37 protein-coding genes are annotated in these 26,592 nt (G+C 57.2%); 36 read left to right on the top strand and 1 reads right to left on the bottom strand.

The window, feature by feature from the left end:
• Nucleotides 1–54 precede the first annotated feature (54 nt).
• From ACR0AL_RS17720 to rpmD, 15 genes are all read left to right on the top strand, one after another.
• The gene (locus ACR0AL_RS17720; RefSeq protein WP_170351680.1) at nt 55–603 is read left to right on the top strand and encodes an amino acid synthesis family protein; all 549 of its coding nucleotides are present in this window, start codon (nt 55–57) and stop codon (nt 601–603) included.
• Nucleotides 604–652: 49 nt separating this feature from the next.
• A complete protein-coding gene (locus tag ACR0AL_RS17725) occupies nt 653–1,273 on the top strand; it encodes a 2OG-Fe(II) oxygenase family protein (protein ID WP_170351700.1) in 621 nt (206 codons plus the stop codon).
• Nucleotides 1,274–1,529: 256 nt separating this feature from the next.
• Nucleotides 1,530–1,736, top strand: coding sequence for a cold-shock protein (locus ACR0AL_RS17730; RefSeq protein ID WP_170351679.1), 207 nt, complete (start codon nt 1,530–1,532; stop codon nt 1,734–1,736).
• A gap of 196 nt (nt 1,737–1,932) precedes the next feature.
• The gene (locus tag ACR0AL_RS17735) at nt 1,933–2,358 is read left to right on the top strand and encodes an ester cyclase (protein WP_480664076.1); all 426 of its coding nucleotides are present in this window, start codon (nt 1,933–1,935) and stop codon (nt 2,356–2,358) included.
• 194 nt (nt 2,359–2,552) lie between these two features.
• Nucleotides 2,553–2,759 (top strand): 50S ribosomal protein L29, encoded by a 207-nt coding sequence (gene rpmC / locus ACR0AL_RS17740; protein ID WP_010437082.1) that lies wholly within the window; start codon nt 2,553–2,555, stop codon nt 2,757–2,759.
• A 4-nt stretch (nt 2,760–2,763) separates the two neighbouring features.
• Complete coding sequence (rpsQ, locus tag ACR0AL_RS17745) at nt 2,764–2,994, top strand: 30S ribosomal protein S17 (protein WP_170351678.1); 231 nt, start codon at nt 2,764–2,766, stop codon at nt 2,992–2,994.
• A gap of 76 nt (nt 2,995–3,070) precedes the next feature.
• On the top strand, nt 3,071–3,439 hold the full coding sequence (gene rplN, locus ACR0AL_RS17750; protein ID WP_008757934.1) for a 50S ribosomal protein L14: 369 nt from the start codon (nt 3,071–3,073) through the stop codon (nt 3,437–3,439).
• A gap of 2 nt (nt 3,440–3,441) precedes the next feature.
• The gene (gene rplX / locus ACR0AL_RS17755; protein ID WP_008755589.1) at nt 3,442–3,753 is read left to right on the top strand and encodes a 50S ribosomal protein L24; all 312 of its coding nucleotides are present in this window, start codon (nt 3,442–3,444) and stop codon (nt 3,751–3,753) included.
• Nucleotides 3,746–4,306 (top strand): 50S ribosomal protein L5, encoded by a 561-nt coding sequence (rplE, locus tag ACR0AL_RS17760; RefSeq protein ID WP_170351677.1) that lies wholly within the window; start codon nt 3,746–3,748, stop codon nt 4,304–4,306. Before rplX ends, rplE begins: the two co-directional genes overlap by 8 nt.
• A 19-nt stretch (nt 4,307–4,325) precedes the next feature.
• Entirely contained in the window at nt 4,326–4,631 is a 306-nt protein-coding gene (gene rpsN / locus ACR0AL_RS17765; RefSeq protein WP_010437098.1) for a 30S ribosomal protein S14, read from the top strand.
• Nucleotides 4,632–4,644: 13 nt separating this feature from the next.
• Complete coding sequence (gene rpsH, locus ACR0AL_RS17770; protein WP_010437099.1) at nt 4,645–5,037, top strand: 30S ribosomal protein S8; 393 nt, start codon at nt 4,645–4,647, stop codon at nt 5,035–5,037.
• A gap of 12 nt (nt 5,038–5,049) precedes the next feature.
• Entirely contained in the window at nt 5,050–5,583 is a 534-nt protein-coding gene (gene rplF, locus ACR0AL_RS17775; protein WP_170351676.1) for a 50S ribosomal protein L6, read from the top strand.
• A gap of 11 nt (nt 5,584–5,594) precedes the next feature.
• Complete coding sequence (gene rplR, locus ACR0AL_RS17780) at nt 5,595–5,954, top strand: 50S ribosomal protein L18 (protein WP_058283506.1); 360 nt, start codon at nt 5,595–5,597, stop codon at nt 5,952–5,954.
• Nucleotides 5,955–6,070: 116 nt separating this feature from the next.
• Nucleotides 6,071–6,640 carry a 30S ribosomal protein S5 gene (gene rpsE, locus ACR0AL_RS17785; protein WP_058283505.1) on the top strand — a complete coding sequence of 190 codons (570 nt, stop codon included), beginning with the start codon at nt 6,071–6,073 and terminating at the stop codon, nt 6,638–6,640.
• A 12-nt stretch (nt 6,641–6,652) separates the two neighbouring features.
• Complete coding sequence (gene rpmD / locus ACR0AL_RS17790) at nt 6,653–6,841, top strand: 50S ribosomal protein L30 (RefSeq protein ID WP_008757946.1); 189 nt, start codon at nt 6,653–6,655, stop codon at nt 6,839–6,841.
• Nucleotides 6,842–6,943: 102 nt separating this feature from the next.
• Here the strand turns inward: rpmD and ACR0AL_RS17795 are convergent, their stop codons facing one another.
• Nucleotides 6,944–7,375: a MarR family winged helix-turn-helix transcriptional regulator gene (locus ACR0AL_RS17795; protein WP_170351675.1), complete on the bottom strand. Its 432-nt coding sequence runs from the start codon at nt 7,373–7,375 to the stop codon at nt 6,944–6,946.
• Nucleotides 7,376–7,452: 77 nt separating this feature from the next.
• Between ACR0AL_RS17795 and ACR0AL_RS17800 the strand changes: the two genes are divergently transcribed.
• The 21 genes from ACR0AL_RS17800 to ACR0AL_RS17900 all read left to right on the top strand — a co-directional run bounded on the left by ACR0AL_RS17800 (nt 7,453) and on the right by ACR0AL_RS17900 (nt 26,592).
• A complete protein-coding gene (locus ACR0AL_RS17800; protein ID WP_170351674.1) occupies nt 7,453–7,821 on the top strand; it encodes an antibiotic biosynthesis monooxygenase family protein in 369 nt (122 codons plus the stop codon).
• Nucleotides 7,822–7,842: 21 nt separating this feature from the next.
• Nucleotides 7,843–8,301, top strand: a complete 459-nt coding sequence (locus ACR0AL_RS17805) for a hypothetical protein (protein WP_170351673.1) — start codon at nt 7,843–7,845, stop codon at nt 8,299–8,301.
• 170 nt (nt 8,302–8,471) lie between these two features.
• Entirely contained in the window at nt 8,472–8,684 is a 213-nt protein-coding gene (locus ACR0AL_RS17810) for a DUF1127 domain-containing protein (RefSeq protein ID WP_170351672.1), read from the top strand.
• A gap of 178 nt (nt 8,685–8,862) precedes the next feature.
• Nucleotides 8,863–9,723, top strand: coding sequence for a hypothetical protein (locus ACR0AL_RS17815; RefSeq protein ID WP_480664078.1), 861 nt, complete (start codon nt 8,863–8,865; stop codon nt 9,721–9,723).
• 144 nt (nt 9,724–9,867) lie between these two features.
• Nucleotides 9,868–10,341, top strand: a complete 474-nt coding sequence (rplO, locus tag ACR0AL_RS17820) for a 50S ribosomal protein L15 (protein ID WP_170351671.1) — start codon at nt 9,868–9,870, stop codon at nt 10,339–10,341.
• A gap of 109 nt (nt 10,342–10,450) precedes the next feature.
• Complete coding sequence (gene secY, locus ACR0AL_RS17825) at nt 10,451–11,815, top strand: preprotein translocase subunit SecY (RefSeq protein ID WP_058283501.1); 1,365 nt, start codon at nt 10,451–10,453, stop codon at nt 11,813–11,815.
• Complete coding sequence (locus ACR0AL_RS17830) at nt 11,812–12,456, top strand: adenylate kinase (RefSeq protein WP_170351670.1); 645 nt, start codon at nt 11,812–11,814, stop codon at nt 12,454–12,456. The genes secY and ACR0AL_RS17830 overlap by 4 nt, the downstream gene beginning before the upstream one ends.
• A gap of 200 nt (nt 12,457–12,656) precedes the next feature.
• A complete protein-coding gene (gene rpsM, locus ACR0AL_RS17835) occupies nt 12,657–13,025 on the top strand; it encodes a 30S ribosomal protein S13 (RefSeq protein ID WP_058272383.1) in 369 nt (122 codons plus the stop codon).
• A 15-nt stretch (nt 13,026–13,040) separates the two neighbouring features.
• Nucleotides 13,041–13,430, top strand: coding sequence for a 30S ribosomal protein S11 (gene rpsK, locus ACR0AL_RS17840; protein WP_008757289.1), 390 nt, complete (start codon nt 13,041–13,043; stop codon nt 13,428–13,430).
• A gap of 115 nt (nt 13,431–13,545) precedes the next feature.
• Entirely contained in the window at nt 13,546–14,562 is a 1,017-nt protein-coding gene (locus tag ACR0AL_RS17845) for a DNA-directed RNA polymerase subunit alpha (protein WP_058276312.1), read from the top strand.
• 119 nt (nt 14,563–14,681) lie between these two features.
• Nucleotides 14,682–15,104: a 50S ribosomal protein L17 gene (gene rplQ, locus ACR0AL_RS17850; protein ID WP_480664080.1), complete on the top strand. Its 423-nt coding sequence runs from the start codon at nt 14,682–14,684 to the stop codon at nt 15,102–15,104.
• A gap of 141 nt (nt 15,105–15,245) precedes the next feature.
• Nucleotides 15,246–16,589 carry a DUF3300 domain-containing protein gene (locus ACR0AL_RS17855; protein ID WP_480664082.1) on the top strand — a complete coding sequence of 448 codons (1,344 nt, stop codon included), beginning with the start codon at nt 15,246–15,248 and terminating at the stop codon, nt 16,587–16,589.
• 1 nt (nt 16,590) lies between these two features.
• The gene (locus ACR0AL_RS17860) at nt 16,591–17,481 is read left to right on the top strand and encodes a DUF2950 family protein (protein WP_480664084.1); all 891 of its coding nucleotides are present in this window, start codon (nt 16,591–16,593) and stop codon (nt 17,479–17,481) included.
• A gap of 193 nt (nt 17,482–17,674) precedes the next feature.
• Nucleotides 17,675–18,667 (top strand): TauD/TfdA family dioxygenase, encoded by a 993-nt coding sequence (locus ACR0AL_RS17865; protein WP_254429609.1) that lies wholly within the window; start codon nt 17,675–17,677, stop codon nt 18,665–18,667.
• 71 nt (nt 18,668–18,738) lie between these two features.
• Entirely contained in the window at nt 18,739–20,124 is a 1,386-nt protein-coding gene (locus ACR0AL_RS17870) for a trypsin-like peptidase domain-containing protein (protein WP_480664086.1), read from the top strand.
• 3 nt (nt 20,125–20,127) lie between these two features.
• On the top strand, nt 20,128–21,438 hold the full coding sequence (locus tag ACR0AL_RS17875) for a replication-associated recombination protein A (protein ID WP_480664088.1): 1,311 nt from the start codon (nt 20,128–20,130) through the stop codon (nt 21,436–21,438).
• Nucleotides 21,439–21,547: 109 nt separating this feature from the next.
• Nucleotides 21,548–22,591, top strand: a complete 1,044-nt coding sequence (locus ACR0AL_RS17880; protein ID WP_480648891.1) for an RluA family pseudouridine synthase — start codon at nt 21,548–21,550, stop codon at nt 22,589–22,591.
• The gene (locus tag ACR0AL_RS17885) at nt 22,588–23,259 is read left to right on the top strand and encodes an HAD-IA family hydrolase (RefSeq protein ID WP_480664090.1); all 672 of its coding nucleotides are present in this window, start codon (nt 22,588–22,590) and stop codon (nt 23,257–23,259) included. The genes ACR0AL_RS17880 and ACR0AL_RS17885 overlap by 4 nt, the downstream gene beginning before the upstream one ends.
• A gap of 4 nt (nt 23,260–23,263) precedes the next feature.
• Nucleotides 23,264–23,971: an ATP12 family chaperone protein gene (locus ACR0AL_RS17890; RefSeq protein ID WP_170362249.1), complete on the top strand. Its 708-nt coding sequence runs from the start codon at nt 23,264–23,266 to the stop codon at nt 23,969–23,971.
• 208 nt (nt 23,972–24,179) lie between these two features.
• Nucleotides 24,180–25,199 (top strand): amino acid ABC transporter substrate-binding protein, encoded by a 1,020-nt coding sequence (locus ACR0AL_RS17895; protein ID WP_170351661.1) that lies wholly within the window; start codon nt 24,180–24,182, stop codon nt 25,197–25,199.
• A 124-nt stretch (nt 25,200–25,323) separates the two neighbouring features.
• Nucleotides 25,324–26,592 (top strand): amino acid ABC transporter permease, encoded by a 1,269-nt coding sequence (locus ACR0AL_RS17900; RefSeq protein WP_170351660.1) that lies wholly within the window; start codon nt 25,324–25,326, stop codon nt 26,590–26,592.

Below are 26,592 nucleotides of genomic sequence, written 5' to 3' on the forward strand. Positions count from 1 at the left end.
GTCGACCTTTGCCCATAGCCCCCATAATCTGCCCAGAGTGAATGGGAGGGTTGTATGTTTCAGCTACGCAAGAAGGTTTTTGTCAAAGAGGTCATAACCACCGACCAGTTTGGGCAACCATGCGCTCCAGTCTGCAGAGTTGCAGCTTTGGCTGTCATACAAAACCCGCTGGCCGGTAAATTCTCGGAAGACTTGTCCGAGCTGTTTGAAATTGGAGGAATGCTTGGGGCAGACCTAGCGGCCGAGGCTGTTTCTCAACTCGACCGTGCCCCGATTTCCTACGGTAAAGCAGCGATTGTGGGTGCGAATGGCGATCTCGAACAAGGTGGCGCATTGATCCATCCGAAACTCGGCGCTCCAATGCGCGCATCAGCAGGTGGAGGTGAAGCCGTCATCCCGTCGAATGCCAAACTTGGGGCACCGGGATGTGCGATTGATCTGCCCCTCGGACACAAGGACAATCCGTGGTCCTTTGACCATTTCGATACCATGACGCTGAGCATTCCCGACGCGCCGAAACCGGATGAGATTGTTATGTGTCTGGCCTACGCGGATGGCGGGCGTCCGATCCCGCGCTGCGGCTCGGGGCCAATCAAAAACTAAGGGTTGGCTGGGGCTGGCCTTGGATCAGAGCTTGGGCTATGCCCAGCTTATGGCCCAGATTGAATCACTCTTCGTTACCCGTCTTTATCGCGCAGCTTTGTCCGAGTTTGGTCCCAAGATCGACCCAGAAGAGCTGGAAAACTCTTGCCTTGTCATTGCCGAGGATGATGAGGCCGGGCAGGAATGGTGTGAGGAGAACGGCTATCCTGGTTACACCAGCTATGCCTCGCTGACCGATCTGCCGTGGCGGTTCCCGATCTTTGCCGATTTGGTCAAGGCTCTGGACATCCACGTCGCGGCTTTTGCCAAGGATCTCGAGTTTGATCTGGGCGAAGGTGAGTTGAAGCTCGAGGATCTGTGGATCAACATCCTGCCCGAGGGCGGGATGCACTCCAGCCACCTGCACCCACACAGTGTGATTTCGGGCACCACTTATGTGGCGATGCCCGAAGGAGCCAGCGCGTTGAAGCTGGAAGACCCCCGCTCGGGCCGCATGATGGCGGCACCTACGCGTTTAAAAGATGGACGGCGGGACTTACAACCGTTCATCTATATGAAGCCGCAGGTGGGCGATGTCCTGCTGTGGGAAAGCTGGCTGCGCCACGAGGTGCCGATGAACATGGCCGAGGAAGAGCGGATTAGTGTTAGCTTTAACTACAAGTGGGAATGAGCCCCGGTTCCCCGTACGGGAATTGGAACAGCAGAGCAATTGCGCGGCGAACAGGCGGTGTTCCTGCCAATCACGTTTCACCTCGAGTTGCCGAAAAACCTTGCAATATGCTCCGCCATGACCCATGTGAGGCACGCTTACGTTTTTCTTTTTCGACCACTGTCTCCTGAATTTTGGCGTTCAGTCTCTCGATCCAGACCGACCACGCCGCGCTGTCGCAATCCCGCGGACAGCAATTTAATAGGAGAATACGGATATGGCCAATGGCACCGTAAAATGGTTCAACGCAACTAAAGGTTTTGGCTTCATCGCACCGGAGACCGGTGGCAAAGACGTGTTTGTGCACATCTCGGCTGTTGAGCGCTCGGGTCTGACTGGCCTGGCCGACGACCAGAAAGTGACATTCGACATCGAGCCCGGCCGTGACGGTCGTGAGGCAGCTGTGAACATCGCTCTGGCGTAAGCCACTCAGACTTAGACAGTTGAAGACGCGGTCTCGTGCAAACGAGGCCGCGTTTTGCGTTTCCAACCAAAATACAAATAATTCTGGATAGTTTTAAAAAACTTCTCCGGATGAATTCGTCAAACTCAATGTGAGAAAACCTGACGCCAACTCATATACAATCCTGTATGTTCCATGGATCACAGAGGTATCCAGTATGAAAGAAACTGAACGGGTGGTTCGCCAATTCCATGAAAGTTGGGGGATGCGGGATCCTGATCGCGGGGCCGAGGTGATTGCCGAAGATTGTCAGTTCGAAGATGTTGCTCGTGAGGAAAAGCAACTTGGCAAGCTGGCCTATAAAGAGGATTACGAGCGTTGGCGAAAGGCATTCCCGGATGGAGAATGCATCGTGGATAATGTGATCGTCAGCGAGTGCGGTGAATGGGCGATCGTAGAGTTCCACAATACCGGAACCCACACTGGTGTTCTGCATTCAAGCTTCGGTGATTTTGAACCAACTGGAAGGCGATACGAAGTGCGCTATTGCTCAGTAATGCGGGTAATAGGTGGCATGGTTGTTGAAGGACGAGACTATTATGACAGCGCCACTATCGTACGACATCTAGGCTTGGTGAAGTAAGCAGCGACTAGCCTGTTAGTGAAGGCAGAGGATTCCTAAACTTTCCCTTGCTACCTACCCGCTAACCCCCTATAGAGCGGCATCTTGCGTTCCCCCGGCTGAGTCGGGGGATTCGTATGTCTATCATTCATCCACCAGGTCAAAGGTGACCCTGACACGGGGCCTTCTGGTGTTTTGAGCAAAGGAAAAAGGCGATGAACGCCCAAGAACTGCGTGACAAGACCCCGGACCAGCTCCGCGAGGAACTGGCCAACCTGAAGAAAGAAAGCTTTAACCTGCGCTTTCAACAGGCAACCGGTCAGCTGGAAAACACTGCCGGCATCAAAGCGGCCCGCCGCAATGCTGCCCGCGTCAAAACCATTCTGAACGAAAAGGCCGCTGCCGCGGCATCGGAGGAGTAATCCTATGCCCAAGCGTATCCTGTCTGGCACCGTAACCAGCGACGCCAACGAACAGACCGTAACCGTTTCCGTCGAGCGCCGCTTTACGCATCCGGTTCTGAAGAAAACCATCCGTAAGTCCAAGAAATACCGGGCTCACGATGAAAAGAACGCCTTCAAGGTCGGCGACTCTGTACGCATCATCGAATGCGCGCCGAAATCGAAGACGAAACGTTGGGAAGTTCTGGAGGCGTAAGCTTCCGGGATTTTTCCATTTGTCGAAACCCTGGGGGATCTAACGAGACCAGCCCCCACAGGTCGGGAGAAACCACATGATCCAGATGCAGACCAATCTGGATGTCGCTGACAACTCCGGCGCTCGCCGAGTTCAGTGCATCAAGGTCCTGGGTGGTTCCAAGCGTAAATACGCCTCCGTCGGCGACATCATTGTCGTCTCGGTGAAGGAAGCCATCCCACGCGGCCGCGTAAAGAAAGGTGACGTCCGCAAGGCCGTCGTCGTGCGCACCGCCAAAGAAGTCCGTCGCGAAGACGGCACCGCGATCCGTTTCGATCGCAACGCCGCCGTCATCCTGAACAACAACAACGAGCCCGTAGGTACCCGTATCTTTGGCCCCGTTGTTCGCGAACTGCGTGGCAAGAACTTCATGAAAATCATCTCGCTGGCTCCGGAGGTGCTGTAATCATGGCTGCTAAACTCCGCAAAGGCGACAAGGTCGTCGTGCTGGCCGGCAAGGACAAGGGCAAAGAGGGAACGATTACCTCGGTTGACCCGAAAGCCGGTAAAGCTGTTGTCGACGGCATCAACATCGCCATCCGCCACACCCGCCAGACCCAGAACAGCCAAGGCGGCCGTTTGCCCCAGGCAAACCCGATCGAGCTGTCGAACCTGGCACTGCTGGACGCAAACGGCAAAGCCACCCGCGTTGGCTTCCGCATGGAAGGTGACAAGAAGGTTCGCTTCGCCAAGACCACAGGGGACGTGATCGATGCTTGATAACGCAACCTATACTCCGCGTCTGAAGGCTCAGTACGCTGAAACCATCCGCCCCGCTCTGAAAGAAGAGTTCGGTTACAAGAACGACATGCAGCTGCCCAAGCTGGAAAAAATCGTTCTGAACATCGGCTGTGGTGCAGAAGCTGTCAAAGATTCCAAGAAAGCCAAAGCGGCTGTCGAGGATCTGACTGCGATTGCCGGTCAGCAGGCCGTTGCAACCAAGGCGAAAAAGTCGATCGCGGGTTTCCGCGTCCGTGAAGACATGCCGCTGGGTGCGAAAGTGACCCTGCGCGGTGACCGGATGTACGAATTCCTGGATCGTCTGATCACCATCGCGATGCCGCGCGTTCGTGACTTCCGCGGTGTTAAGCCGTCTTTCGATGGTCAGGGCAACTTTGCCATGGGCATGAAAGAGCACATCGTGTTCCCCGAAATTGACTTCGACAAAGTCGACGAAGTCTGGGGCATGGACATCGTAATTGCCACCACAGCGAAAACCGACGCTGAAGCAAAGGCACTGTTGAAAGCATTCAACATGCCCTTCAACGCATAAGCGCCGGGAGGATTAAGACATGGCTAAAAAAGCAATGATCGAACGCGAGAAGAAGCGCGAACGCCTGGTGGCCAAATATGCCGCAAAGCGTGCCGAGCTGAAAGAAATCGCGAATGACGAGAGCAAGCCGATGGAAGAGCGTTTCAAAGCGCGTCTGAAACTGGCGAAACTGCCGCGCAACAGCTCGGCTACTCGTTTGCACAACCGCTGTCAGCTGACAGGTCGTCCTCATGCTTACTACCGTAAGCTGAAGGTCAGCCGTATTGCGCTGCGCGAGCTGGGTTCTGCTGGTCAGATCCCCGGCATGGTGAAATCGAGCTGGTAAGGGAGACATAGATATGAATGATCCTATCGGCGATATGCTCACCCGTATCCGCAACGCGCAAATGCGCGGCAAGTCCACCGTTTCCACCCCGGCTTCCAAGCTGCGCGGTTGGGTTCTGGACGTGCTGGCGGACGAAGGTTATATCCGTGGCTACGAAGCGACGACCGGTGAAAACGGTCATCCGGCCATCGAAATCAGCCTGAAATACTACGAAGGCACCCCTGTTATTCGCGAGCTGAAGCGGGTCTCGAAGCCCGGTCGCCGTGTATACATGGGCGTTAATGACATCCCACAGGTCCGTCAGGGTCTGGGCGTGTCGATTGTCAGCACTCCGAAAGGTGTGATGTCGGACGCAAACGCTCGCTCCAACAATGTTGGCGGCGAAGTGCTCTGCACCGTCTTCTAAGGAGGTCTGTCAATGTCTCGTATTGGTAAAAAACCGGTCGAGCTGCCCAGCGGCGTTACCGCCACTGTGTCCGGCCAGACCATCGAAGTGAAAGGTCCGAAAGGCACCCGCAGCTTCACCGCAACCGATGACGTAACGCTGTCGGTCGAAGACAATGTTGTGCAAATCAACCCCCGTGGCATGTCCAAGCGTGCCCGCCAGCAGTGGGGCATGAGCCGCACCATGGTTGCCAACCTGGTAACCGGTGTGACCCAGGGCTTCAAAAAAGAGCTGGAGATCCAGGGTGTTGGTTACCGGGCTCAGATGCAGGGCAACACCCTGAAGCTGAACCTGGGCTACAGCCACGACGTTGATTTCACCGCTCCGGAAGGTGTCACCATCACCGCGCCGAAGCAGACCGAGATCGTTGTGGAAGGTATCGACCAGCAGCAGGTGGGCGAAGTCGCGGCCAAAATCCGCGAATGGCGCCGTCCCGAGCCGTACAAAGGCAAGGGCATCCGCTATAAGGGCGAGTTCATCTTCCGCAAAGAAGGCAAGAAGAAGTAAGGACGCAAACCATGGCAAACAGCAAAAGAACCCTGTTTCTGAAGCGCCGCCTGCGCGTTCGGAACAAACTTCGCAAGGTCAACGCGGGTCGTCCGCGTCTGTCCGTACACCGTTCGAACAAGAACATCTCTGTTCAGCTGATCGACGACGTGCGTGGCGTGACCCTGGCCTCGGCCTCGACCCTGGAAAAAGATCTGGGTGTCGTTGGCAAGAACAACGTCGAAGCGGCCACCAAAGTGGGCGCGGCCATCGCCGAGCGTGCCAAGAAGGCAGGCGTCGAAGAGGCCTATTTCGATCGTGGCGGCTTCCTGTTCCACGGCAAAGTGAAGGCTCTGGCCGACGCTGCGCGTGAAGGCGGTCTGAAGATCTAAGACTTGCGGGCAGCTTTGCGGCTGCCCCGATGATCCGGGGGCCTCGGCAACAGTCGGGGCTCACTTGGATTGAACAAACGGCGCCGATTGCGCCATGTGAGAGAAGGGATGCCAAAATGGCAGAACGTGAAAACCGCCGGGGCCGTGGTCGTGACCGCGACGAAGCACCGGAATTCGCCGATCGTCTGGTTGCGATCAACCGTGTGTCGAAAACCGTAAAAGGTGGTAAGCGCTTTGGCTTCGCCGCTCTGGTGGTTGTCGGCGATCAGAAAGGCCGCGTCGGCTTTGGCAAAGGTAAAGCGAAAGAAGTACCTGAAGCCATCCGTAAGGCGACCGAGCAAGCCAAGCGTCAGATGATCCGCGTGCAACTGCGCGAAGGTCGGACCCTGCACCACGACATCGAAGGCCGTCACGGCGCCGGTAAAGTGGTAATGCGTACCGCACCTGAAGGTACTGGTATCATCGCCGGTGGTCCGATGCGTGCCGTGTTCGAAATGCTGGGCGTCAAGGACGTTGTGTCCAAGTCGCTGGGCTCGCAGAACCCGTACAACATGATCCGCGCCACCATCAACGGCCTGCAGAAAGAGCAGAGCCCGCGTTCGGTTGCACAGCGTCGTGGCAAAAAGGTTGCTGACATCCTGCCCAAGCGGGACGAAGCACCGGCTGCTGCTGAAGCAGAAGCATAAGGAGAGCGACCCATGGCAAAAACCATCGTCGTCAAGCAGATCGGTTCCCCGATCCGCCGCCCCGCTGAACAGCGCGCGACCCTGATCGGTCTGGGCCTGAACAAGATGCACAAGACCCGTGAGCTGGAGGATACTCCTTCGGTCCGCGGCATGGTCAACAAGATCCCGCATCTGGTTGAGATCATCGAAGAACGCGGCTAAGCGCGACATCTTCGAAAAGTTAGAAACGCCTCCGATATTTCGGGGGCGTTTTATCATTTAAGGGTTATGACGGTCTCTTAGTTTAATCGATATGGTGTCAGTTCAATCTGAACGCATTTTTTCTATTACACGGCGCATATAGTTCATGAAACGTGCCTGTTCAGTTTCACTTAACACCTGTAGGGCTTCGGCATTTACGCTTTGAGCAGACTCATAGGCGCTGTTTCGAATTGCTGTGGCCTTCTCAGTTAACCAAATCATTTGGGCTCTGGCGTCAGCGGGGTTCTTTGTTCTTTTGATCAAGCCGTCGCGTTCCATTCGGTTGAGCGTGTTCGCCAGGGTCGCTTGTTCGACATCAATTTTGCCCAGCAATTCTTTTTGCGTCACGCCGTCTTTGAGCCAAAGCTGCAGTAAAATCGGAAATTGCCCAACAACGATGCCCAAGGGCGCAATGCGCTGCTGCAATTCCTTCGCAAACAGCCGCGCCATGTGATTGACCAGGTATCCGGCCGAGTTTTCTTTTTCAAAGTTCATGTTCAAGATTTACACTTGCATAGCAAGCTATGCAATAATATATAGCTTGCTATGGAGAAGAATTGAGAGGAATCGAAATGGCTCGTATTGAAGAGTTGGACAATATCGTCACGCTGGCAGATCAGATGCAGACCGAAGAAGGTCCGGTAGTGCTGATCAACCTGTTCACAGTGGACGCCAAAGACAAAGAGGCGCTGCTGAAGGCCTGGGCGCATGATGCAGATTTCATGAAATCTCAGCCAGGATATATTTCTACACAACTCCATCAGGGCATCGCTGGCAGTTCGACCTTTGTGAACTACGCGATCTGGCAGGACGTCCAAAGTTTCCGCGACGCATTTACCAATCCCGAATTTCAGCGACGGATCGCGGACTATCCAGATAGTGCTGTGGCGCGGCCACATCTTGTTCGAAAGCTCGCAGTTGAAAACCACTGCGTCGCCTGATGCGATAACCGGAGTAGCAACATGTTAAGAACCATCCACCCCATCGCCGGAGTATTAGGTTTTCTTACAATCCTCGTTTTCTGGACATCCACCTTGTACAGCGAGTTATTTGCAACCCATGCGACCGTCGCCGCGGTAAAATCCATGATCGTCAGCGGACTGTTTATTCTGGTGCCAGCAATGGTGATTGTCGGTGCATCCGGCATGTCTCTTGGGCGTCGCCGCAAAGATGTCCAGGCGCTCGCCAAGAAGAAACGGATGCCGATCATAGCGATGAACGGACTTCTCATCCTTGTTCCCGCCGCCATCTACCTTAGCGCAAAAGCAAACGCAGGATCATTCGACACCAGCTTTTATATTGTGCAAGTCGTTGAACTGATCGCTGGCGCCACCAATCTGACGTTGATGGGGCTTAGTATTCGGGATGGCCGGGCGATGACCGCCCGCAGAAGAAGTGCGCGAAAGCAGAGAAGCCAGTAAAGGTCCCAATTAAGCACAGCGCCCCGCATAGCTATTCAATGCACGCATAGCGGCTAGACCGAAATCTTCGTTGTTAGCGATACCGAACACTCCTATCTGAACCCTGTCCAAACAAGGAACACACAAGAAAACATCGGGGAATACGCCCCGATCAGGAAAGGAATTCAGATATGGCTTATACAGCAACAACCACTCACGGCATCACCGTTTTTGCTCGCATCGCTGACTTTGCAGCAAAGGTAAAAGAGGCTTACGCCCTGCGCGCAGAATTCAATCGCACCTATTCGGAACTACAAAGCCTGACCGACCGCGAACTGAACGATATCGGTGTGCGCCGCTGCGATATCAAAGACATCGCGCATGATCACGTTTACTGCTCGTAACACAGCAAACTGATCCACGAATTCAGGGGCGCCGTTTGGCGCCGCTTTTTTGTTTGAGAGTCTATCGCGTCACAGCGCTGAAGTTTTTTGACCGGGCGCATTGCGAGGACGCCGCATATAAGGCACACGCCAGAAAAGCGACTTTTATGCTCGGTTCAATTTGGCGGAAAGACTTAGTATGGCGCGTGAATATCAGATTGGAATGCTGTGGGTCGAAGGCCCCCTGAGTTTCCTGGAACAGCTCTGCATCAAGTCTTACCTGGACGCAGGACAAAGTGTGCGCCTCTATACTTATGACAACGTCACAAACATCCCCGATGGGGTCGAGCACCGCGATGCGCGTGAGGTACTGCCCGATTCCGAGTTTGTGACTCATGGCCGAACCGGAAGCCCGGCACCTCATTCGGACAAGTTCCGGTATCGACTGCTGGCGCAAGAAGCGGATTTGATCTGGGCAGATACCGATGCTTACTGTCTGAAGCCTTTCTCGACACCCAACGGCCATTACTATGGGCGGCTCGAAGGTGAGGTGGCCACAGGCGTGCTCGCTCTACCTCAGGATAGTGATACACTGGGCAAATTGATTGAGCTAACCAATGATCCTTATTTCATTCCGCCGTGGTTGCCTCCGAGGCACCGAAAGCCGCTGGAAGAATCGCTGCAGAACGGAGCGCCTGTAAACGTCCCTGAGGTGTTCTGGGGGGTGTGGGGGCCACGGGCGTTTACCTGGGCACTGAAGCAGACGGGTGAGATCAAATATGCGCTGCCCGAGCACGTTTTCTATCCGCTGAACTTCACGCGCCGCCGTGCCCTGGCCCGGCCGAATGCTAGAATCGACCACTACATGAAAGAGGATACGGTTTCGATCCATCTATACGGTCGACGGATGCGAGCGATCATGCGGACCAAATATGGCGGCAGACCCGATCCGAACAGTCTGGTGGGCAAACTGGTCGAGAAGCACGGTATCGACCCACTTGCAGCCCCCATCCGGCCGCATAAAGGGTCCGCTGAAAAGGCGGGTGGACCCGAGGACTAGCGCGGTACGCTTCCGCGGGCTTGCCAAGAGGGGTCAACGGGCCTATACGCCTGCGGTGGCCTTGCGCCATACGAATCAAAACCAAGAAATGCCGTGGTTGGCCCATCACGCTTCGGGGGCCACATCCGGCTAAGGAGAAGCGATATGAAACTGCACGAATTGCGCGACAATCCTGGCGCCACACCGAAACGCACCCGCGTTGGCCGTGGTCCCGGTTCCGGCAAAGGTAAAATGGGTGGCCGTGGTATCAAAGGCCAGAAATCCCGTTCGGGTGTGGCCATCAATGGCTATGAAGGCGGCCAGATGCCGTTGTACCAGCGCCTGCCCAAGCGTGGCTTCAACAAGCCGAACCGCAAGGAATTCGCCGTTATCAACCTGGGTTTGATCCAGAAATTCGTCGACGCCGGCAAGCTGGACGCCAAAGCTGCGATCACCGAGGACGCGCTGGTTGCGTCCGGTCTGGTTCGTCGCAAGCTGGACGGCATCCGCGTTCTGGCCAAGGGCGAAATCAGCGCCAAGTTGAACCTGGAGGTCACGGGTGCTTCGAAAGCTGCCGTTGAGGCAGTCGAAAAAGCGGGCGGTTCACTGACGGTCACAAAAGCTGCTGCGGCAGAGTAAGCGCTTGTGAGCGGGCAAAGACCCGCTTACATAGTCCTCAGAGTTTTCCCAGACGCCGCCCGAGCCGGAAAACGGTTCCGGGCGGTGTTTTCATAAGAGAGACCGATTTATGGTATCAGCAGCAGAACAAATGGCAGCCAACACAAGCTGGTCTGCCCTTGGCAAAGCCACCGATCTGCGCAACCGCATCCTGTTTACGCTGGGTTTGTTGATCGTTTATCGCCTGGGCACCTTTATTCCGGTGCCGGGGATCGACGGGCAGGCCCTGCGCGAATTCATGGAGCAGGCGGGGCAGGGCATCGGCGGCATGGTTTCGATGTTTACTGGCGGGGCGCTGGGGCGGATGGGTATCTTTGCCCTCGGCATCATGCCCTACATTTCAGCCTCGATCATTGTGCAGCTGCTGACATCTATGGTTCCCGCGCTCGAACAGCTCAAGAAAGAGGGCGAGCAGGGACGCAAGAAAATCAACCAGTATACCCGCTTCGGAACCGTGGCTCTGGCCACCGTTCAGGCCTATGGTCTGGCCGTATCGCTGGAATCGGGTGATCTGGCGACCGATCCGGGCATGTTCTTCCGGATGTCGACCATGATTACGCTGGTTGGCGGCACAATGTTCCTGATGTGGCTGGGTGAGCAGATCACCGCACGTGGCATCGGTAACGGTATCTCTCTGATCATCTTCGTCGGTATCATTGCCGAGGTTCCGGCCGCATTGGCGCAGTTCTTTGCCAGCGGACGTAGCGGTGCGATCAGCCCTGCAGTGATCGTGGGTGTGATCGTGATGGTTATCGCCGTGATCACCTTTGTGGTGTTCATGGAGCGGGCCTTGCGCAAGATCCACATCCAATATCCGCGCCGTCAGGCCGGTATGAAGATCTATGAAGGTGGTTCCAGCCACCTGCCGGTCAAAGTGAACCCGGCGGGCGTTATCCCGGCGATCTTTGCAAGCTCGCTGCTTCTGTTGCCGGTGACGATCTCGACCTTCTCGTCGGGTGCGACCAACGGGCCGGTGATGTCGTGGCTGCTGGCCAACTTTGGCCCCGGACAGCCGTTGTACCTGCTGTTTTTCGCCTCGATGATCGTGTTCTTTGCCTATTTCTATACGTTCAACGTGTCGTTCAAACCGGACGATGTGGCGGACAACCTGAAAAAGCAGAACGGTTTTGTGCCGGGTATCCGTCCGGGCAAGAAAACCGCCGAGTATCTGGAATACGTGGTCAACCGCGTGCTGGTTCTGGGTTCGGCCTATCTGGCGGCGGTCTGTCTGCTACCTGAAATCCTTCGGGGCCAGTTTGCCATCCCGTTCTATTTCGGAGGCACCTCGGTTCTGATTATCGTCTCTGTGACCATGGACACGATCCAACAGGTTCAGAGCCACCTGCTTGCGCACCAATACGAAGGGCTGATTGAAAAGTCCCAACTGCGCGGCAAAGGTAAGAAACGCGGCAGGAAGGGACCCTCTCGTCGATGAACATCATTCTTCTTGGGCCCCCGGGGGCCGGTAAAGGGACGCAGGCGCGCCACCTGGTTGAAACACGCGGCATGGTTCAGTTAAGCACGGGCGACATGCTGCGCGAGGCCAAGACCTCGGGCACCGAGATGGGGCAAAAGGTTGCGGCGATCATGGATGCGGGCAAGCTGGTCACCGATGAGATCGTGATCGGCCTGATCGAAGAGAAGCTGACCACCGAAACAGGCGCCGGTTTCATCTTTGACGGCTTCCCCCGTACGCTGGCGCAGGCCGATGCACTGGCAGCGTTGCTGACCAAGCTGGGTCAGTCGTTGCACACAGTGATCGAAATGCGCGTCGATGACGATGCGTTGGTGGGCCGTATTACGGCGCGTTCGACCTGCGGCGGGTGTGGTGAGGTTTATAACGACATCACCAAACCAATCCCTGCGGATGGTAAATGCACCAATTGCGGTAAGGAAAATGACTTCCAGCGTCGTGCAGATGACAACGAAGACAGCCTGCGTACGCGCCTGATGGAATATTACAAGAAGACCTCGCCGCTGATCGGCTATTACTACGCCAAGGGCGATCTGCGCCCCGTGAACGGACTGGCGGATATCAAAGAAGTCACCGCGTCGATTGAGGCGATCCTTGGCTGATATCAATATGGGCTTGACGGCGTTGCCAAAAGCCCATATCGACCCCCATCCCTAAAGGGAATCAAGACCGCATGCGGGATTCGTCCCAATTGCCCCGACCACCTCGAATAATGCTGAACCCTCTGGCCTCACTGCCACGGTAAAGCGTTGTGAAAAAAGGTTCTGGAGTTACGGAACCGCAACGAAAAGGAAAGTGACACGTGGCACGTATTGCCGGCGTAAACATCCCGACTGCAAAGCGGGTACCTATCGCCCTCACATATATCACCGGTATCGGAAACACCTCGGCCAAAGCGATCTGCGAAGCCGTAGGTATCGACGCGACCCGTCGCGTTAACGAACTGTCCGACGCCGAAGTTCTGGCCATCCGCGAGCACATCGACGCCAACTTCACCGTCGAAGGTGACCTGCGCCGTGAAGTTCAGATGAACGTCAAACGCTTGATGGACCTGGGCTGCTATCGCGGTCTGCGTCACCGCCGCAACCTGCCGGTTCGCGGTCAGCGTACCCACACCAATGCTCGTACCCGCAAAGGCCCCGCAAAGGCCATCGCTGGTAAGAAGAAATAAGGGAGGGTCTGACTGATGGCACGTGATAAGACTCGCGTTAAGCGCAAAGAGCGTAAGAACATCGCATCGGGCGTTGCCCATGTGAATTCGACCTTCAACAACACCAAGATCCTGATCTCGGACGTACAGGGCAACGCCATCTCGTGGTCGTCTGCCGGTACCATGGGCTTCAAGGGATCGCGGAAATCGACACCCTACGCCGCTCAGATGGCTGCAGAAGACGCAGGCAAGAAGGCGCAGGAACATGGCGTCAAGACGCTGGAAGTCGAAGTTCAGGGCCCCGGTTCGGGTCGTGAATCGGCTCTGCGCGCGCTGGCTGCTGTGGGCTTCAACATCACGTCGATCCGTGACGTGACTCCGATCGCTCACAACGGCTGCCGTCCGCCGAAGCGTCGTCGCGTCTAAGCGATTTTGAATTGAGCTGGGGCTGTGTTTTTTGCACGGCCCCAGCACGTCATTTTGAACCTCGGGCGTCTGCACCTTGTTGGTCATGGGGCGCGGACAGGAATGGAGGGATTACATGATCCATAAGAATTGGGCTGAATTGATCAAGCCGACCCAGCTGGAAGGCAAGCCGGGCAACGATCCTGCGCGTCAGGCGACTCTGGTTGCCGAGCCGCTGGAACGTGGCTTTGGTCTGACCCTGGGCAACGCGCTGCGCCGCGTTCTGATGAGCTCGCTGCAAGGTGCGGCCATCACCAGCGTTCAGATTGACAACGTCCTGCACGAGTTCTCCTCGGTCGCAGGCGTTCGTGAAGACGTCACCGATATCATCCTGAACCTCAAGCAGGTCGCCCTGCGCATGGAAGTCGAAGGCCCCAAGCGTCTGTCGATCAATGCGAAAGGTCCCGCAGTTGTCACCGCCGGCGACATCAGCGAAAGCGCTGGTATCGAGGTTCTGAACCGCGATCACGTCATCTGCCACCTGGACGATGGTGCCGATCTGTTCATGGAACTGACCGTCAACACCGGTAAGGGTTACGTTTCGGCTGAGAAGAACAAGCCAGAAGACGCACCTATCGGCCTGATCCCGATCGATGCGATCTATTCGCCGGTCAAAAAGGTTGCCTATGACGTTCAGCCGACCCGTGAAGGTCAGGTTCTGGACTATGACAAGCTGACCCTGAAGATCGAAACCGATGGTTCGATCACTCCGGAAGACGCGCTGGCCTTTGCCGCTCGTATCCTGCAGGATCAGCTGTCGATCTTCGTCAACTTCGACGAGCCGGAATCAGCGGGCCGCCAGGACGAAGACGATGGTCTGGAGTTCAACCCGCTGCTGCTGAAGAAAGTGGACGAGCTGGAACTGTCGGTCCGTTCGGCAAACTGCCTGAAGAACGACAACATCGTTTACATCGGCGATCTGATCCAGAAAACCGAAGCCGAGATGCTGCGCACCCCGAACTTCGGCCGCAAGTCGCTGAACGAGATCAAGGAAGTGCTGTCCGGCATGGGTCTGCACCTGGGCATGGATGTCGAGGACTGGCCGCCCGACAACATCGAAGATCTGGCCAAGAAATTCGAAGACGCGTTCTAAACGCGTCTTCCCCAATGCCCGGGACTGCCGGGGACAAAATGGGCACTTCCGCCCCAAGGAGAGCCGGTGACACGCATCGCCGGCCAGACAAAGCAAAACGCGAAAGAAGGAACTAGAAAATGCGTCACGCACGTGGTTACCGCCGCCTGAACCGTACACATGAGCACCGTAAGGCGCTGTTTGCGAACATGGCTGGCTCGCTCATCGAGCATGAGCAGATCAAAACGACTCTGCCGAAGGCAAAAGAACTGCGCCCGATCGTTGAAAAACTGATCACCCTGGGCAAGCGCGGAGACCTGCACGCCCGCCGCCAGGCCGCATCGCAGCTGAAAGAAGACCAATACGTCGCAAAGCTGTTCGAAGTTCTGGGCCCCCGCTATGCCGAACGTCAGGGCGGTTACGTCCGCATCCTGAAAGCTGGCTTCCGCTATGGCGACATGGCCCCGATGGCGATCATCGAATTCGTAGATCGCGACGTCGACGCCAAAGGCGCGGCCGACAAAGCCCGCGTTGCCGCCGAAGAGGCTGCAGACGAAGCATAAGAAAGCCCGGCTTTCTGAATTCTGACCCCCGTGTCTCCGGACGCGGGGGTTTTTGATTCCGCGGACCAAGCGGCCAACTGGTCCTCCTGTTGCCAGAATCGCAATCTTGGGTGATCCTTTAAGAAATTAAAGGATCGCAATATGTTTAGGTATCTGATTTTTGTGCTCGGTATTGGCGCATCAACCGCGCTTTATGCTCAGGAAACCTCCAATGATCCCGCGGCCGAAGAAACGTCAACTGATCAATCTGATCTGTTGACAGATGCCGAGCTGCAAACATTGGTTGCACCGGTCGCTCTTTATCCAGACACGTTGCTTATCCAGATATTTGTCGCCGCTACCCAGCCGTTGGAAATTGTAAAGGCCGAGCGTTTCTTGCTGGACAACGCCGACCGTGACCCCGCTGAGTTGGAGCCGGAAATCGATGCCATGGGCTGGGATCCTTCGGTCAGTGTTCTTGCAACGGCGTTTCCCGAAGTTGTCGGGCAGATGGCCACTCATATTGACTGGACCGAAACCATGGGTACCGCGATGCTGGCCCAGTCCGACGATGTGATGGACGCTGTTCAGGTGATGCGGGACCAGGCGATCGACAGTGGCGCATTAGTTTCAGGCCCTGAACAAACAGTTGAAGTGGCCGAAGACGAAACAGTAGTCATCACGCCCACAAACACCGAGACGGTATATGTGCCGCAATACAACCCCGAAACAGTTTATACCGGTCCATCGACAGGGGATGTGGTTGGTGCGGCGTTACTGACCTTTGGAACGGTCGCACTAATTGACGAAATTTTTGACGACGATGATGATTGGTACGACTATTGGGGCTGTCGGAATTGTGGCGGATGGAATGGTCAACCCATCATCAGGAACCCCGATATCGACATTGATGTCGACCGCAACGTCAATATCGACAGGGACATTGATCTTGGGGACCGGACGGACATCGGATGGCAACCCGATCCTGACCGCAAAAAACAGGCACAGGATAAAATCTCGAACCACAAAAGGCCCGAAAGTGGCCGTGGCGATCTGCCAGTGAACCGTCCCGAAGGACGCACAGATGAGTTGCGCGCGAAACTGAGCCGCGAATCTGGTGCTGCCGATATTAGTCGGGATGGCGCTTCGCGTGAGCGGGCAGCAGCGGTTGCCGCCGGAGCGGGCGCAGGAGCCGTCGCTGGCGGTGCGCTTGCCAACCGGGACAGTGGAAAGAAAGACCTGCCACAGGTGAACCGGGGCAATGTCGACCGGGATAAGGCCGCAGCCAAGCAGCAAGCCGTCGAGCGTACCAAGCAAAGACCGGAGACTGCGAAAAAGCCTGTCCAACAAAGACCCCAAGCTGCCAAGAAGCCTCAGGCCAAGAAAGCGGCTCAGCGCAAGCCACAGGCCTCCAAGGGGCAGGCGATGAAGAAAAAGGCGTCAGGGAAAAGAACCCACAGCGCGTCCAATCGCGGCCATGCCGCCAAAGGCAAGCGGAGACGGTAAGATGCGTAATTCGGTGTTTTCCATTATTTTTCTTACCGCAACTGCGGGTGCGGCAGTTTCAGATGGGGTTCGGTTCGACACGCCGCAAACTGCCCTTGATGCCTTTGTTGATGCCCTGAGGGCGGATGACCAAGGCAAGTTGCTGGAGATTTTTGGGCCCGAGGCGGAAGACCTGATCGGGACAGGTGATCCTGTCGAGGATCAGGAAAGGCGGCAGGAAGTACTTGCCATGTACGCCGAGGGTTACCGATTTCAGCCCGACGAGGACGGCGTCGTTCTTTTGTTGGGCGAAGACAGCTGGCCATTCCCGATCCCCATTTCACGAGGCGAAGACGGCTGGCAATTCGATCTCGAAGCCGGCATCGAGGAACTTTCGGCGCGCGAGATTGGCTTGAACGAACTGGACGTGATCGAACTGCTTGAGGCTTACGTCGATCTTCAGGCTGCGTTCAGGCTGGTCGATCACAATGGTGATGGCGTTATGGAATTTGCTCAGACGATTATTGCGGATCCAGGCGTCAGAAACGGGTTGTTCTGGCCCGAAGAAGACAGCTTTGTCGGTGCAGCACTGGCCCGCGCTGCCGCTTCGGGTTGGAGTGATGGCGAGGTTAATTACGAGGCCGAGCCCTTCCTAGGGTATTACTATACTATCCTACAAGAGCAGGGTCCAAATGCACCGGGTGGCGCTTATTCCTATTTTGTCGGTGATAGGTTTGTCGCCGGGCACGCCCTGTTGGCAGTTCCAGCCGAATATGGTGAAACCGGTATCCATTCATTCCTTGTGGGCGAAAACGGAATTGTTTTCGAGGCGGATTTTGGCCCCGAAACACTGGAAATAACTGCGGATTTTACGTCCTACGATCCCGGTCAGGATTGGTCGCCGATTGAATGATGCGTGCGCCACCTGTTTGCAGGCGGACAGTACAGGTCTATCGTCTAACTAACGTCATTTCCGGCGATTTACGGCAATGAAAAACCATCTTTCCCGCGTTATCCTGAAAAATATGTGTGGAGTACAGATGATGACGGAAATATCCGAGATCCCCAGTGAATTCACAGGACCTTCCGCTTGGACCGGACAACAGATGAGCGCTCGCGAGCATGAATGGATTGTCGACCTTTCGCCCGAGGACATCGCCGATCTTGAACAAGCTGCCCGTCACTATCTGAGCTTGGGGCGCGACATCGGGGAAATTTCAAAAGCGGATTTTCCGTTACAACGGTTTGACGGCCATCTGCAACATCTGCGCGACAAATTGATCAATGGGATCGGATTTGAGGTAGTCCGGGGCCTTCCGGTGCAATCGTACACGCAAGAGATGGCAGCGGCTATTTTCTGCGGGGCGGGGGCACATCTGGGGTCTGCCCGCTCACAGAACGCTCAGGGCCACATTCTAGGGCATGTCCGTGACATTGGCGCGGATGCCAATGACCCGAACACGCGGATTTACCAGACCCACGAGCGGCAGACCTTTCACACGGACAGCGCCGATATCGTCGGGCTGCTATGTTTGCGTGACGCCAAAGAGGGCGGGGATTCACTGTTGGTCAGTGCCGAAACCATCTATAATCGAATGCGTGCCGAGTGCCCCGACCTGCTGCAGCGTTTGTTCGACCCCATCGCGACCGATCGCCGTGGCGAAGTGCCGGAAGGCATGCAACCATTCATGACGATCCCTCCATTTTGCTGGCACGACGGCAAGCTCACCGTGTTCTACCAGCGCCAGTATATCGATAGCGCGCAAAGGTTTCCTGATGCCATGCGCCTGACACCGGACCACGTCGCGGCTTTGGACAGGTTTGATGCGTTAGCAAATGATCCAGAAATGTACCTGACCATGCGGCTGCAGCCCGGAGACATGCAGTTCGTCTATAATCATTCCCAGCTGCACGACCGGACAGGGTTCACCGACTGGCCGAACCCGGACGAGCGGCGTCATCTGTTCCGGCTTTGGTTATCCCCCGAGGGAGACCGCGAATTGCCTGAGGTGTTCAAGCAGCGCTACGGAACCATTGATGTTGGCAATCGCGGCGGGATCATTACCAAGGGTACGCGGTTGAACGCTCCTCTTAACTGACTGTCACCGGAAGCTTGCATTACGTTTCGCGCGGGCGCATATCCAACGCAACTCTGCAAGTTGAGGTCTATATGTTCCGCGCGACACTTATCGCTCTTTCCTTCGCATGCGCCTCGGTTGCCATTGCGGACACCCGCGTGCCGCAATCACAAGCCGAGATATCGTTGGGTTTCGCTCCGGTGGTCAAAGAGGCCTCACCGGCGGTCGTCAACATCTATGCTAAGATCGTGCGGCAGGGGCGGGCCAACCCGTTTTTCTCGGACCCGTTCTTTCGGGATTTCTTTGGCGGCGGCACGGCCGAGCCGCGCCCGCGAGTGCAGAACTCGCTGGGGTCCGGCGTAATCCTTTCGCAGGATGGTTACGTCGTTTCGAACTACCATGTGGTTGGTACTGCCACGGAAATTCGCGTGGTGACGACGGATCGGCGGGAGTATTCGGCCCAGGTGGTACTGGGTGACAAGGAAAGCGATATCGCCATTTTGCGCCTGCAAGAGGCTGACGATCTGCCGTTCCTGGAACTGCGCGATTCCGATCAAGTCGCGGTGGGGGAACTGGCGCTGGCCATCGGCAACCCGTTCGGGGTGGGACAGACCGTGTCGTCGGGCATCATCTCAGGGCTGGCCCGGACCGGGGCTGCGACCGGCAACGCGCGCGGTTATTTCATCCAGACGGATGCGGCGATCAATCCGGGAAACTCGGGTGGGGCGCTGATTGACGTAAACGGGGATCTGATCGGGATAAATACGGCCATTCTGACCCGCTCGGGCGGATCAAACGGCATTGGATTTGCGATCCCGGCCAATTTGGTGGCCGAGTTCCTGCGGCAAGCGCAGGAGGGTAATGACCTTTTCATCAGCCCTTGGGCGGGAATGGCAGGTCAGCACATGAGCGCTGATATCGCCGAGTCGCTGGGTCTGGTGATCCCGTTGGGCGTGGTAATCTCTGACCTGCACCCCCTTAGCCCGCTTGCCGATGCAGGGCTGCGCGTCGGTGACGTGGTGACCCACGTAGACGGGGATGAAGTGAACTCTCCGGCCGAGATGAAGTTTCGTATGTCGGTGGCGGGCGTCGGTGGCACCTCGGTCTTGACCCGGTTGCGCGGCGAAGAAAGCTCGGATCTGGAAGTAGCTCTTGTCCGAGCGCCCGAGACCCCGCCAGCCGACGAGACCACGCTGGATGACCAGACGGTCATGCCTGGGTTGACGGTCTCACGCGTTAATCCGGCGGTCATCACGCGGCTGGGGCTGGTGCTGTCGCAAACCGGCGTTGTTGTGGTGGACGCAGACCGATACGGAGGGCGGTCTGGGCTGCGTGTGGGTGATGTGGTTAATGGCATCAACGGCGCGCAGATCGACCACCCGCAAGACATAGTCGATGCGCTGACCGATCCGGGACGCAGGTTGAATTTTGACATCCTGCGCGGTGGCCGTTCGGTTTCCCTGCGGTTCCGGTTGTAAGGTATGAGCGATCTGTTCGGCACCGGGGCCGCCGCGCCAGCACCGCCCGCACATCGACCGCTGGCGGATCGGTTGCGGCCGCAAGCGCTGGCTGAGGTAATCGGGCAGGTTCAGGTCTTGGGCCCGGAGGCACCGCTGGGGGTCATGCTGGCTTCGGGCAGCTTGTCCAGTCTGGTGTTCTGGGGGCCGCCTGGGGTGGGAAAAACAACTATCGCGCGGCTGCTGGCGCAGGAAACCGATCTGCATTTCGTTCAGATCAGCGCAATTTTCACTGGCGTGCCGGACCTCAAAAAAGTGTTCGAAGCCGCCAAGATCCGCCGCCAGAACGGGCAGGGCACGCTGCTGTTCGTGGATGAGATCCACCGTTTCAACAAAGCCCAGCAGGACGGGTTCCTGCCCCATATGGAGGATGGGACGATCCTGCTGGTTGGTGCCACGACCGAAAACCCGTCCTTTGAGCTGAACGCCGCTGTGCTCAGCCGGGCGCAGGTGCTGGTGCTGGAACGGCTCAGCCTGACTGATCTGGAACGGTTGACCCAAAGGGCCGAGAAAGAGCTGGACCGCGCATTGCCGCTGACCGGGCCTGCCCGTGAGGCGTTGCAGGAAATGGCCGATGGTGACGGGCGTGCGCTGTTGAACCTGATCGAGCAGATCGCGGCGTGGAAGGTCGATGCGCCGCTGGACCCGGATGCGCTGTCGACCCGGTTGATGCGGCGTGCAGCAAAATACGACAAATCGGGGGATGAGCATTACAACCTGATCTCAGCCTTGCACAAATCGGTCCGCGGGTCAGATCCGGACGCTGCCCTTTATTGGTTCGCGCGGATGCTGACGGGGGGCGAAGACCCGCGATATTTGGCGCGGCGGATCACCCGGATGGCGGTTGAGGATATCGGTCTGGCCGACCCGCAGGCACAGGCGATCTGCGTGCAGTCATGGCAGACCTATGAACGGCTGGGCAGTCCCGAGGGGGAACTGGCCTTGGCACAGGCGCTGGTCTACCTGGCCCTGGCCCCCAAATCGAACGGCGCTTACGTCGGTTACAAGGCGGCGATGCGGCTGGCCAAGCAATCGGGCAGCGAACCACCTCCCAAGCATATCCTGAATGCGCCGACCTCGTTGATGAAGGATCAGGGCTATGGCGCGGGCTATGCCTATGACCACGATGCCGAAGATGGCTTTTCGGGTCAGAACTATTTCCCTGACGGTATGGACCGGCCTGAACTGTATCAGCCGGTCGAACGTGGGTTCGAACGCGAGTTGAAAAAGCGGCTGGATTATTTTGCCAAGCTGCGGGCCCAGCGCAACGGGTAAGGTCGGCTTGACTCTTGCGGTGCAGCAGGCCACAGACGCGCATGTTTTCTAGGACACGTACAGACAGGCTTAGCGCGCGGACACGTCGCGCGACGCAGGGGATATCGGCATGAGCGGCGTACAGATGATCACCGTGGCAGAAGGTGACGGCGACCAGCGGTTGGACCGGTGGCTGCGCCGCCTGTTTCCCCATGTCAGCCAGGGGCGCATCGAAAAGATGTGCCGCAAGGGCGAGCTGCGGGTTGAAGGCGGGCGGGTGAAAGGCTCGACCCGGCTTGAGGCTGGTCAGGTCGTTCGTGTACCGCCTTTGCCCGATGCCGATCACAAACCTGCCGAGGTCAAACATCGTATTTCGGACGCCGACGCCAAGATGATCCAGTCCTGCGTCATCTATCGCGATGATGACGTTCTGGCGCTGAACAAACCCCAAGGCCTGCCGGTGCAGGGCGGCAGTGGCCAGACGCGCCACGTTGACAGCCTGTCCGAGGCGCTGCGGTTTGGATATGACGAGAGCCCCCGCCTTGTGCATCGGCTGGACAAAGACACCTCGGGCGTATTGCTGATGGCGCGCACGCGCGAGGCGGCCAAAGGGCTGACTACCGCCTTCCGTCACCGCGATACGCGCAAGATTTATTGGGCGCTGGTCGCCGGGGTGCCGACGCCCTATCTGGGTGAGATCAAGACCGGGCTGGTCAAAGCCGCAGGCCACGGCAAGCACGGTGAGGGTGAAAAGATGATCCCCGTGCATCTGAACGAAATCAATGACACGCCGGGCGCGAAAAGGGCGCACACGCTCTATGCCACGCTTTACCGGGTGGCTGGGCGCGCTGCATGGGTGGCGATGGAGCCGATCACGGGCCGCACGCATCAGCTGCGCGCGCATATGGCCGCAATTGGGCATCCCATCATCGGCGATGGCAAATACGGCGGCTCAGGTCAGGAAAACCTTGGTGACGGGTGGGGCGCGCAACTGGGCGGTATCATCAGCAAGAAATTGCATCTGCACGCACGGCAGGCTTCGTTCCAGCATCCCACCACGCGCAAGACCATCACCATTACTGCGCCATTGCCGGATCACATGAAACACAGCTGGGACACCTTTGGTTGGACCGAGGATCTGGCCGCCGATGATCCCTTCGAGGAACTGCAATGAGCGCACCGCTGCGTTTGGTGCTGTTCGATGTGGATGGCACCCTTGTCGATAGCCAGGGCAGCATCGTCGCGGCGATGACCGCCAGTTTTCGGGCGCTGTCCCTACCGGTGCCTGACCGCAACGCAATTCTGTCCATTGTTGGTTTGTCCCTGCCCAACGCGATGGCACAACTGGCGCCAGAACATTCGGACAGTGATCAGCAGTGCCTGGTCGAGGGGTATAAACAAGCCTATCACGCGCACCGTCTTGAAAATGGCGCTGCAAGCTCTCCTCTCTATCCTGGCGCGCGGGATGCCATTGAGGCGCTGCACGCAGTGCCTGAAATATTGTTGGGCGTGGCCACCGGTAAGTCCCAGCGCGGGCTGGACGCACTGATCGAGGCGCATGGGCTGGAGCGGTATTTCGTGACCCGGCAGGTTGCGGATCACCACCCGTCGAAACCGCACCCTTCGATGATCGACACCGCGCGCAGTGAAACCGGGGTGGACGCGGCCAACACGGTCATGATTGGCGACACAAGATTCGACATGAACATGGCCCGCGCCGCCGGGGTGACGGGCATCGGTGTCAGTTGGGGCTATCACGACCGGTCCGCTCTGGACGGTGCGACCTGTGTAATTGAAACCTTTGACCAGCTGCCGCAAGCGCTGGACGATATCTGGACCTGACAACATGAGCGATTGGAAACCCAAGCGATTTTGGACCGAAAGTGCCGTGGTCGATGCCGAAGGGGGATTCACTGTCGAATTGGACGGACGCCGGGTGAAAACTCCGGCTAAGGCAGCCTTGATCCTGCCCACACATGCTATGGCCGAACAGGTTGCCGCTGAATGGGACGCGCAGGAAAAAGAGATCGACCCGCGAGTCATGCCATTCACACGATCGGCCAACGCTGCCATCGACAAGGTCCACCATCAACACGCCGAGGTTGCGGACATGTTGGCCGACTATGGGGATTCGGATTTGCTGTGCTACCGCGCGGCACACCCGCAAGAGTTGCAAAAACGTCAGGCCGAGCAATGGGACCCGGCCCTGGACTGGGCGGCCGAGGTGCTATCTGCGCGGCTGTTGCCCGTGGCTGGTGTGTTGCATCAGCCGCAATCGGAAACGGCTTTGAACACCCTAAAGCTGCGTGTTCATCAGCTTAACGATTTTCAACTGGCCGCATTCCATGATCTTGTCAGCTTGTCAGGCTCGCTTGTCCTTGGTTTTGCGACTGCTCTGAACTGGCGCAATGTTGAAGAAATCTGGCAAATGTCCAGGCTGGATGAAATTTGGCAGATTGAGCAATGGGGCCACGACGATGAGGCATTTGACGTAGCGGAAACCAAAAAGGCGGCCTTTTTGCACGCAAAAAGATTTTTTGACCTCTCGATTTGATCCCTTACAGCCTGATTTTCCAACGTGGAACGAGTCATCTTTGAATTGACTCATCGTTTTCCCTGATCCGGGCCTTGACGTTTGTTTATGAATACGCCCAAACTCGTGCCCACTAAAGGGGAGACACCTTTGGGGAAACCTTTCTGGTGCCAAAGGTGCCGGACAGAGCCGTCTCTGGATAGGGACGGGAAATCAGGAAGAGGTAAAAATGAAAAAATCCGTAATCTTGGGCGTGGCAACCATCGCCGGCCTGGCTGCTGGTGCGGCTGCGGCGGGGACTGCTGATGATGTCAAGGCGCGCGGCAAACTGAACTGTGGCGTGGCGACCGGTGTTCCCGGCTTTGCCAGCCCGGACGCCAATGGCGAATGGCAGGGCTTTGACGTGGCCGTGTGCCGCGCCGTTGCAGCCGCCGTTCTGGACGATCCGACCGCTGTAGAATTCATTCCGACCACCGGTAAGACACGCTTTACCGCGCTGGCCTCGGGCGAGATCGACATGCTGGCCCGCAACACCACTTGGACCTTCAGCCGCGACGTCGACCTGAAGTTCGAATTCGTCGGCATCAACTATTATGATGGTCAGGGTTTCATGGTTCCCAAGGCTCTGGGCGTCAGCTCGGCCAAGGAACTGGACGGCGCGACGGTCTGCATCCAGACCGGCACTACGACCGAGCTCAACCTGGCGGATTTCTTCCGCATAAACAACATGAGCTACGAGCCGGTTCCGATCGAAACCAACGCCGAAGCGCAGCAGCAGTATCTGGCTGGTGCCTGTGACGTCTATACCACCGACGCATCTGGCCTGGCGGCAACTCGTGCCACCTTTGAAAACGCTGGTGATCACGTGATCCTGCCCGAAATCATCTCGAAAGAGCCGCTGGGCCCGCTGGTCCGTCATGGCGATCACGAATGGGGCGATGTGGTCCGCTGGACCCTCAACGCACTGATCGCGGCGGAAGAGCTGGGTGTAACCTCGGCGAACATCGACGAGATGTCCAGCGGTGCCACCGACAACCCAGAGGTAAACCGCCTGTTGGGTACCGAAGGTACGCTGGGTGAGATGCTGGGTCTGGACGCGAACTGGGCACAGCGCGCGATCAAAGTCGGCGGCAACTATGGCGAAGTGTTTGCCAAGAACATCGGTGAAGAAACTCCGATCGGTCTGGCACGCGGCCTGAACGCTCAGTGGACTGATGGCGGTCTGCTTTACGCACCGCCCTTCCGCTAAAAACCACGGAAAAGGGCGCGGGGCAACCTGCGCCCTTTTTCCTTCCATAAGAAACACGCCCGGAACGATCTGAGCAGAAGCAAACTCTGCCATAAACCGGGATGCACGGGGAAAAACATAGGTCATGACGACACTCACTGACCCGCCGAAGGAGCACTTCCGGCTGTCCATGCTCCTTTACGATACGCGGTACCGATCTGCGACCATTCAGGTCATAGCGATGATCGGTTTCATGCTTCTGGCAGCCTGGATTATCAACAACACCATTCAGAACCTCGAAACACTGGGCAGAACAGTCGGGTTCGATTTTTTTGCCGAACCGGCCAGCTATGACATCAACCAGCGTCTGCTGGAATACGACTCGCGCGATACCCATCTGCGTGCGGCGTTCATAGGCCTGCTAAACACGCTGGTTGTTGCAGTTCTGGGCTGTATCACGGCAACGATCATTGGCGTTATGGTCGGTGTTTTGCGCCTGTCGAATAACTGGCTGATCGCGCGGATCATGACGGTTTATGTCGAAATGTTCCGCAACGTGCCAGTGCTGCTTTGGATCGTGTTCGCCATGGCGATCCTGATCGAAAGCCTGCCGGCACCGCGCGCCTTCCGGGGTGAAAACCCAGAAGCCACTATGGATCTGTTCGGCACAGTCGCTGTGACCAATCGCGGGGTCTATATCCCCGAATTCCTGTTTTCGCGTGGGTTGGGTGACATCCACCTGTTCGGCACGTCGAGCCTGCGGTTCGATGTTTCGCTGGACCTCATCGCCTTCCTGATCGTGCTTGGCGGCAGCATCTTCGCAATGCGCAAAGTGTCGGCCTGGGCCAATGCGACGCAGGAAAAGACGGGTGACCGTCCGACCATCTGGCACATCCAGCTGGGTTTGCTGTTCGTTCCGTCGATCATTCTGCTGACAGTGCTAGGCTTTCATCTAGGCTACCCCGAGTTGAAAGGTTTTAACTTCACCGGTGGCACCCATATGCGGAACTCTTTGATCGCGTTGTGGCTGGCCCTGTCGCTGTACACTGCGGCTTTCATCGCCGAGATCGTGCGCGCCGGTATTCTGGCAATTTCCAAGGGTCAGACCGAGGCCGCATCCGCACTGGGTCTGCGCCCTGGCCGGACCATGCGTCTGGTGATCCTGCCGCAGGCGTTGCGGGTGATTATCCCGCCGATGATCTCGAACTATCTGAACCTGACCAAGAACTCGTCGCTGGCGATCGCGGTCGGATATATGGACATCACGGGTACTTTGGGTGGCATCACTATGAACCAGACCGGCCGCGAGCTGGAATGCGTTCTGCTGCTGATGCTGGTCTATCTGTCCATCTCGCTGAGCATTTCGGCGGTGATGAACTGGTACAACAACCGTGTCAAACTGGTGGAGCGGTAA

Source organism: Ruegeria sp. BB1 (assembly GCF_056539465.1).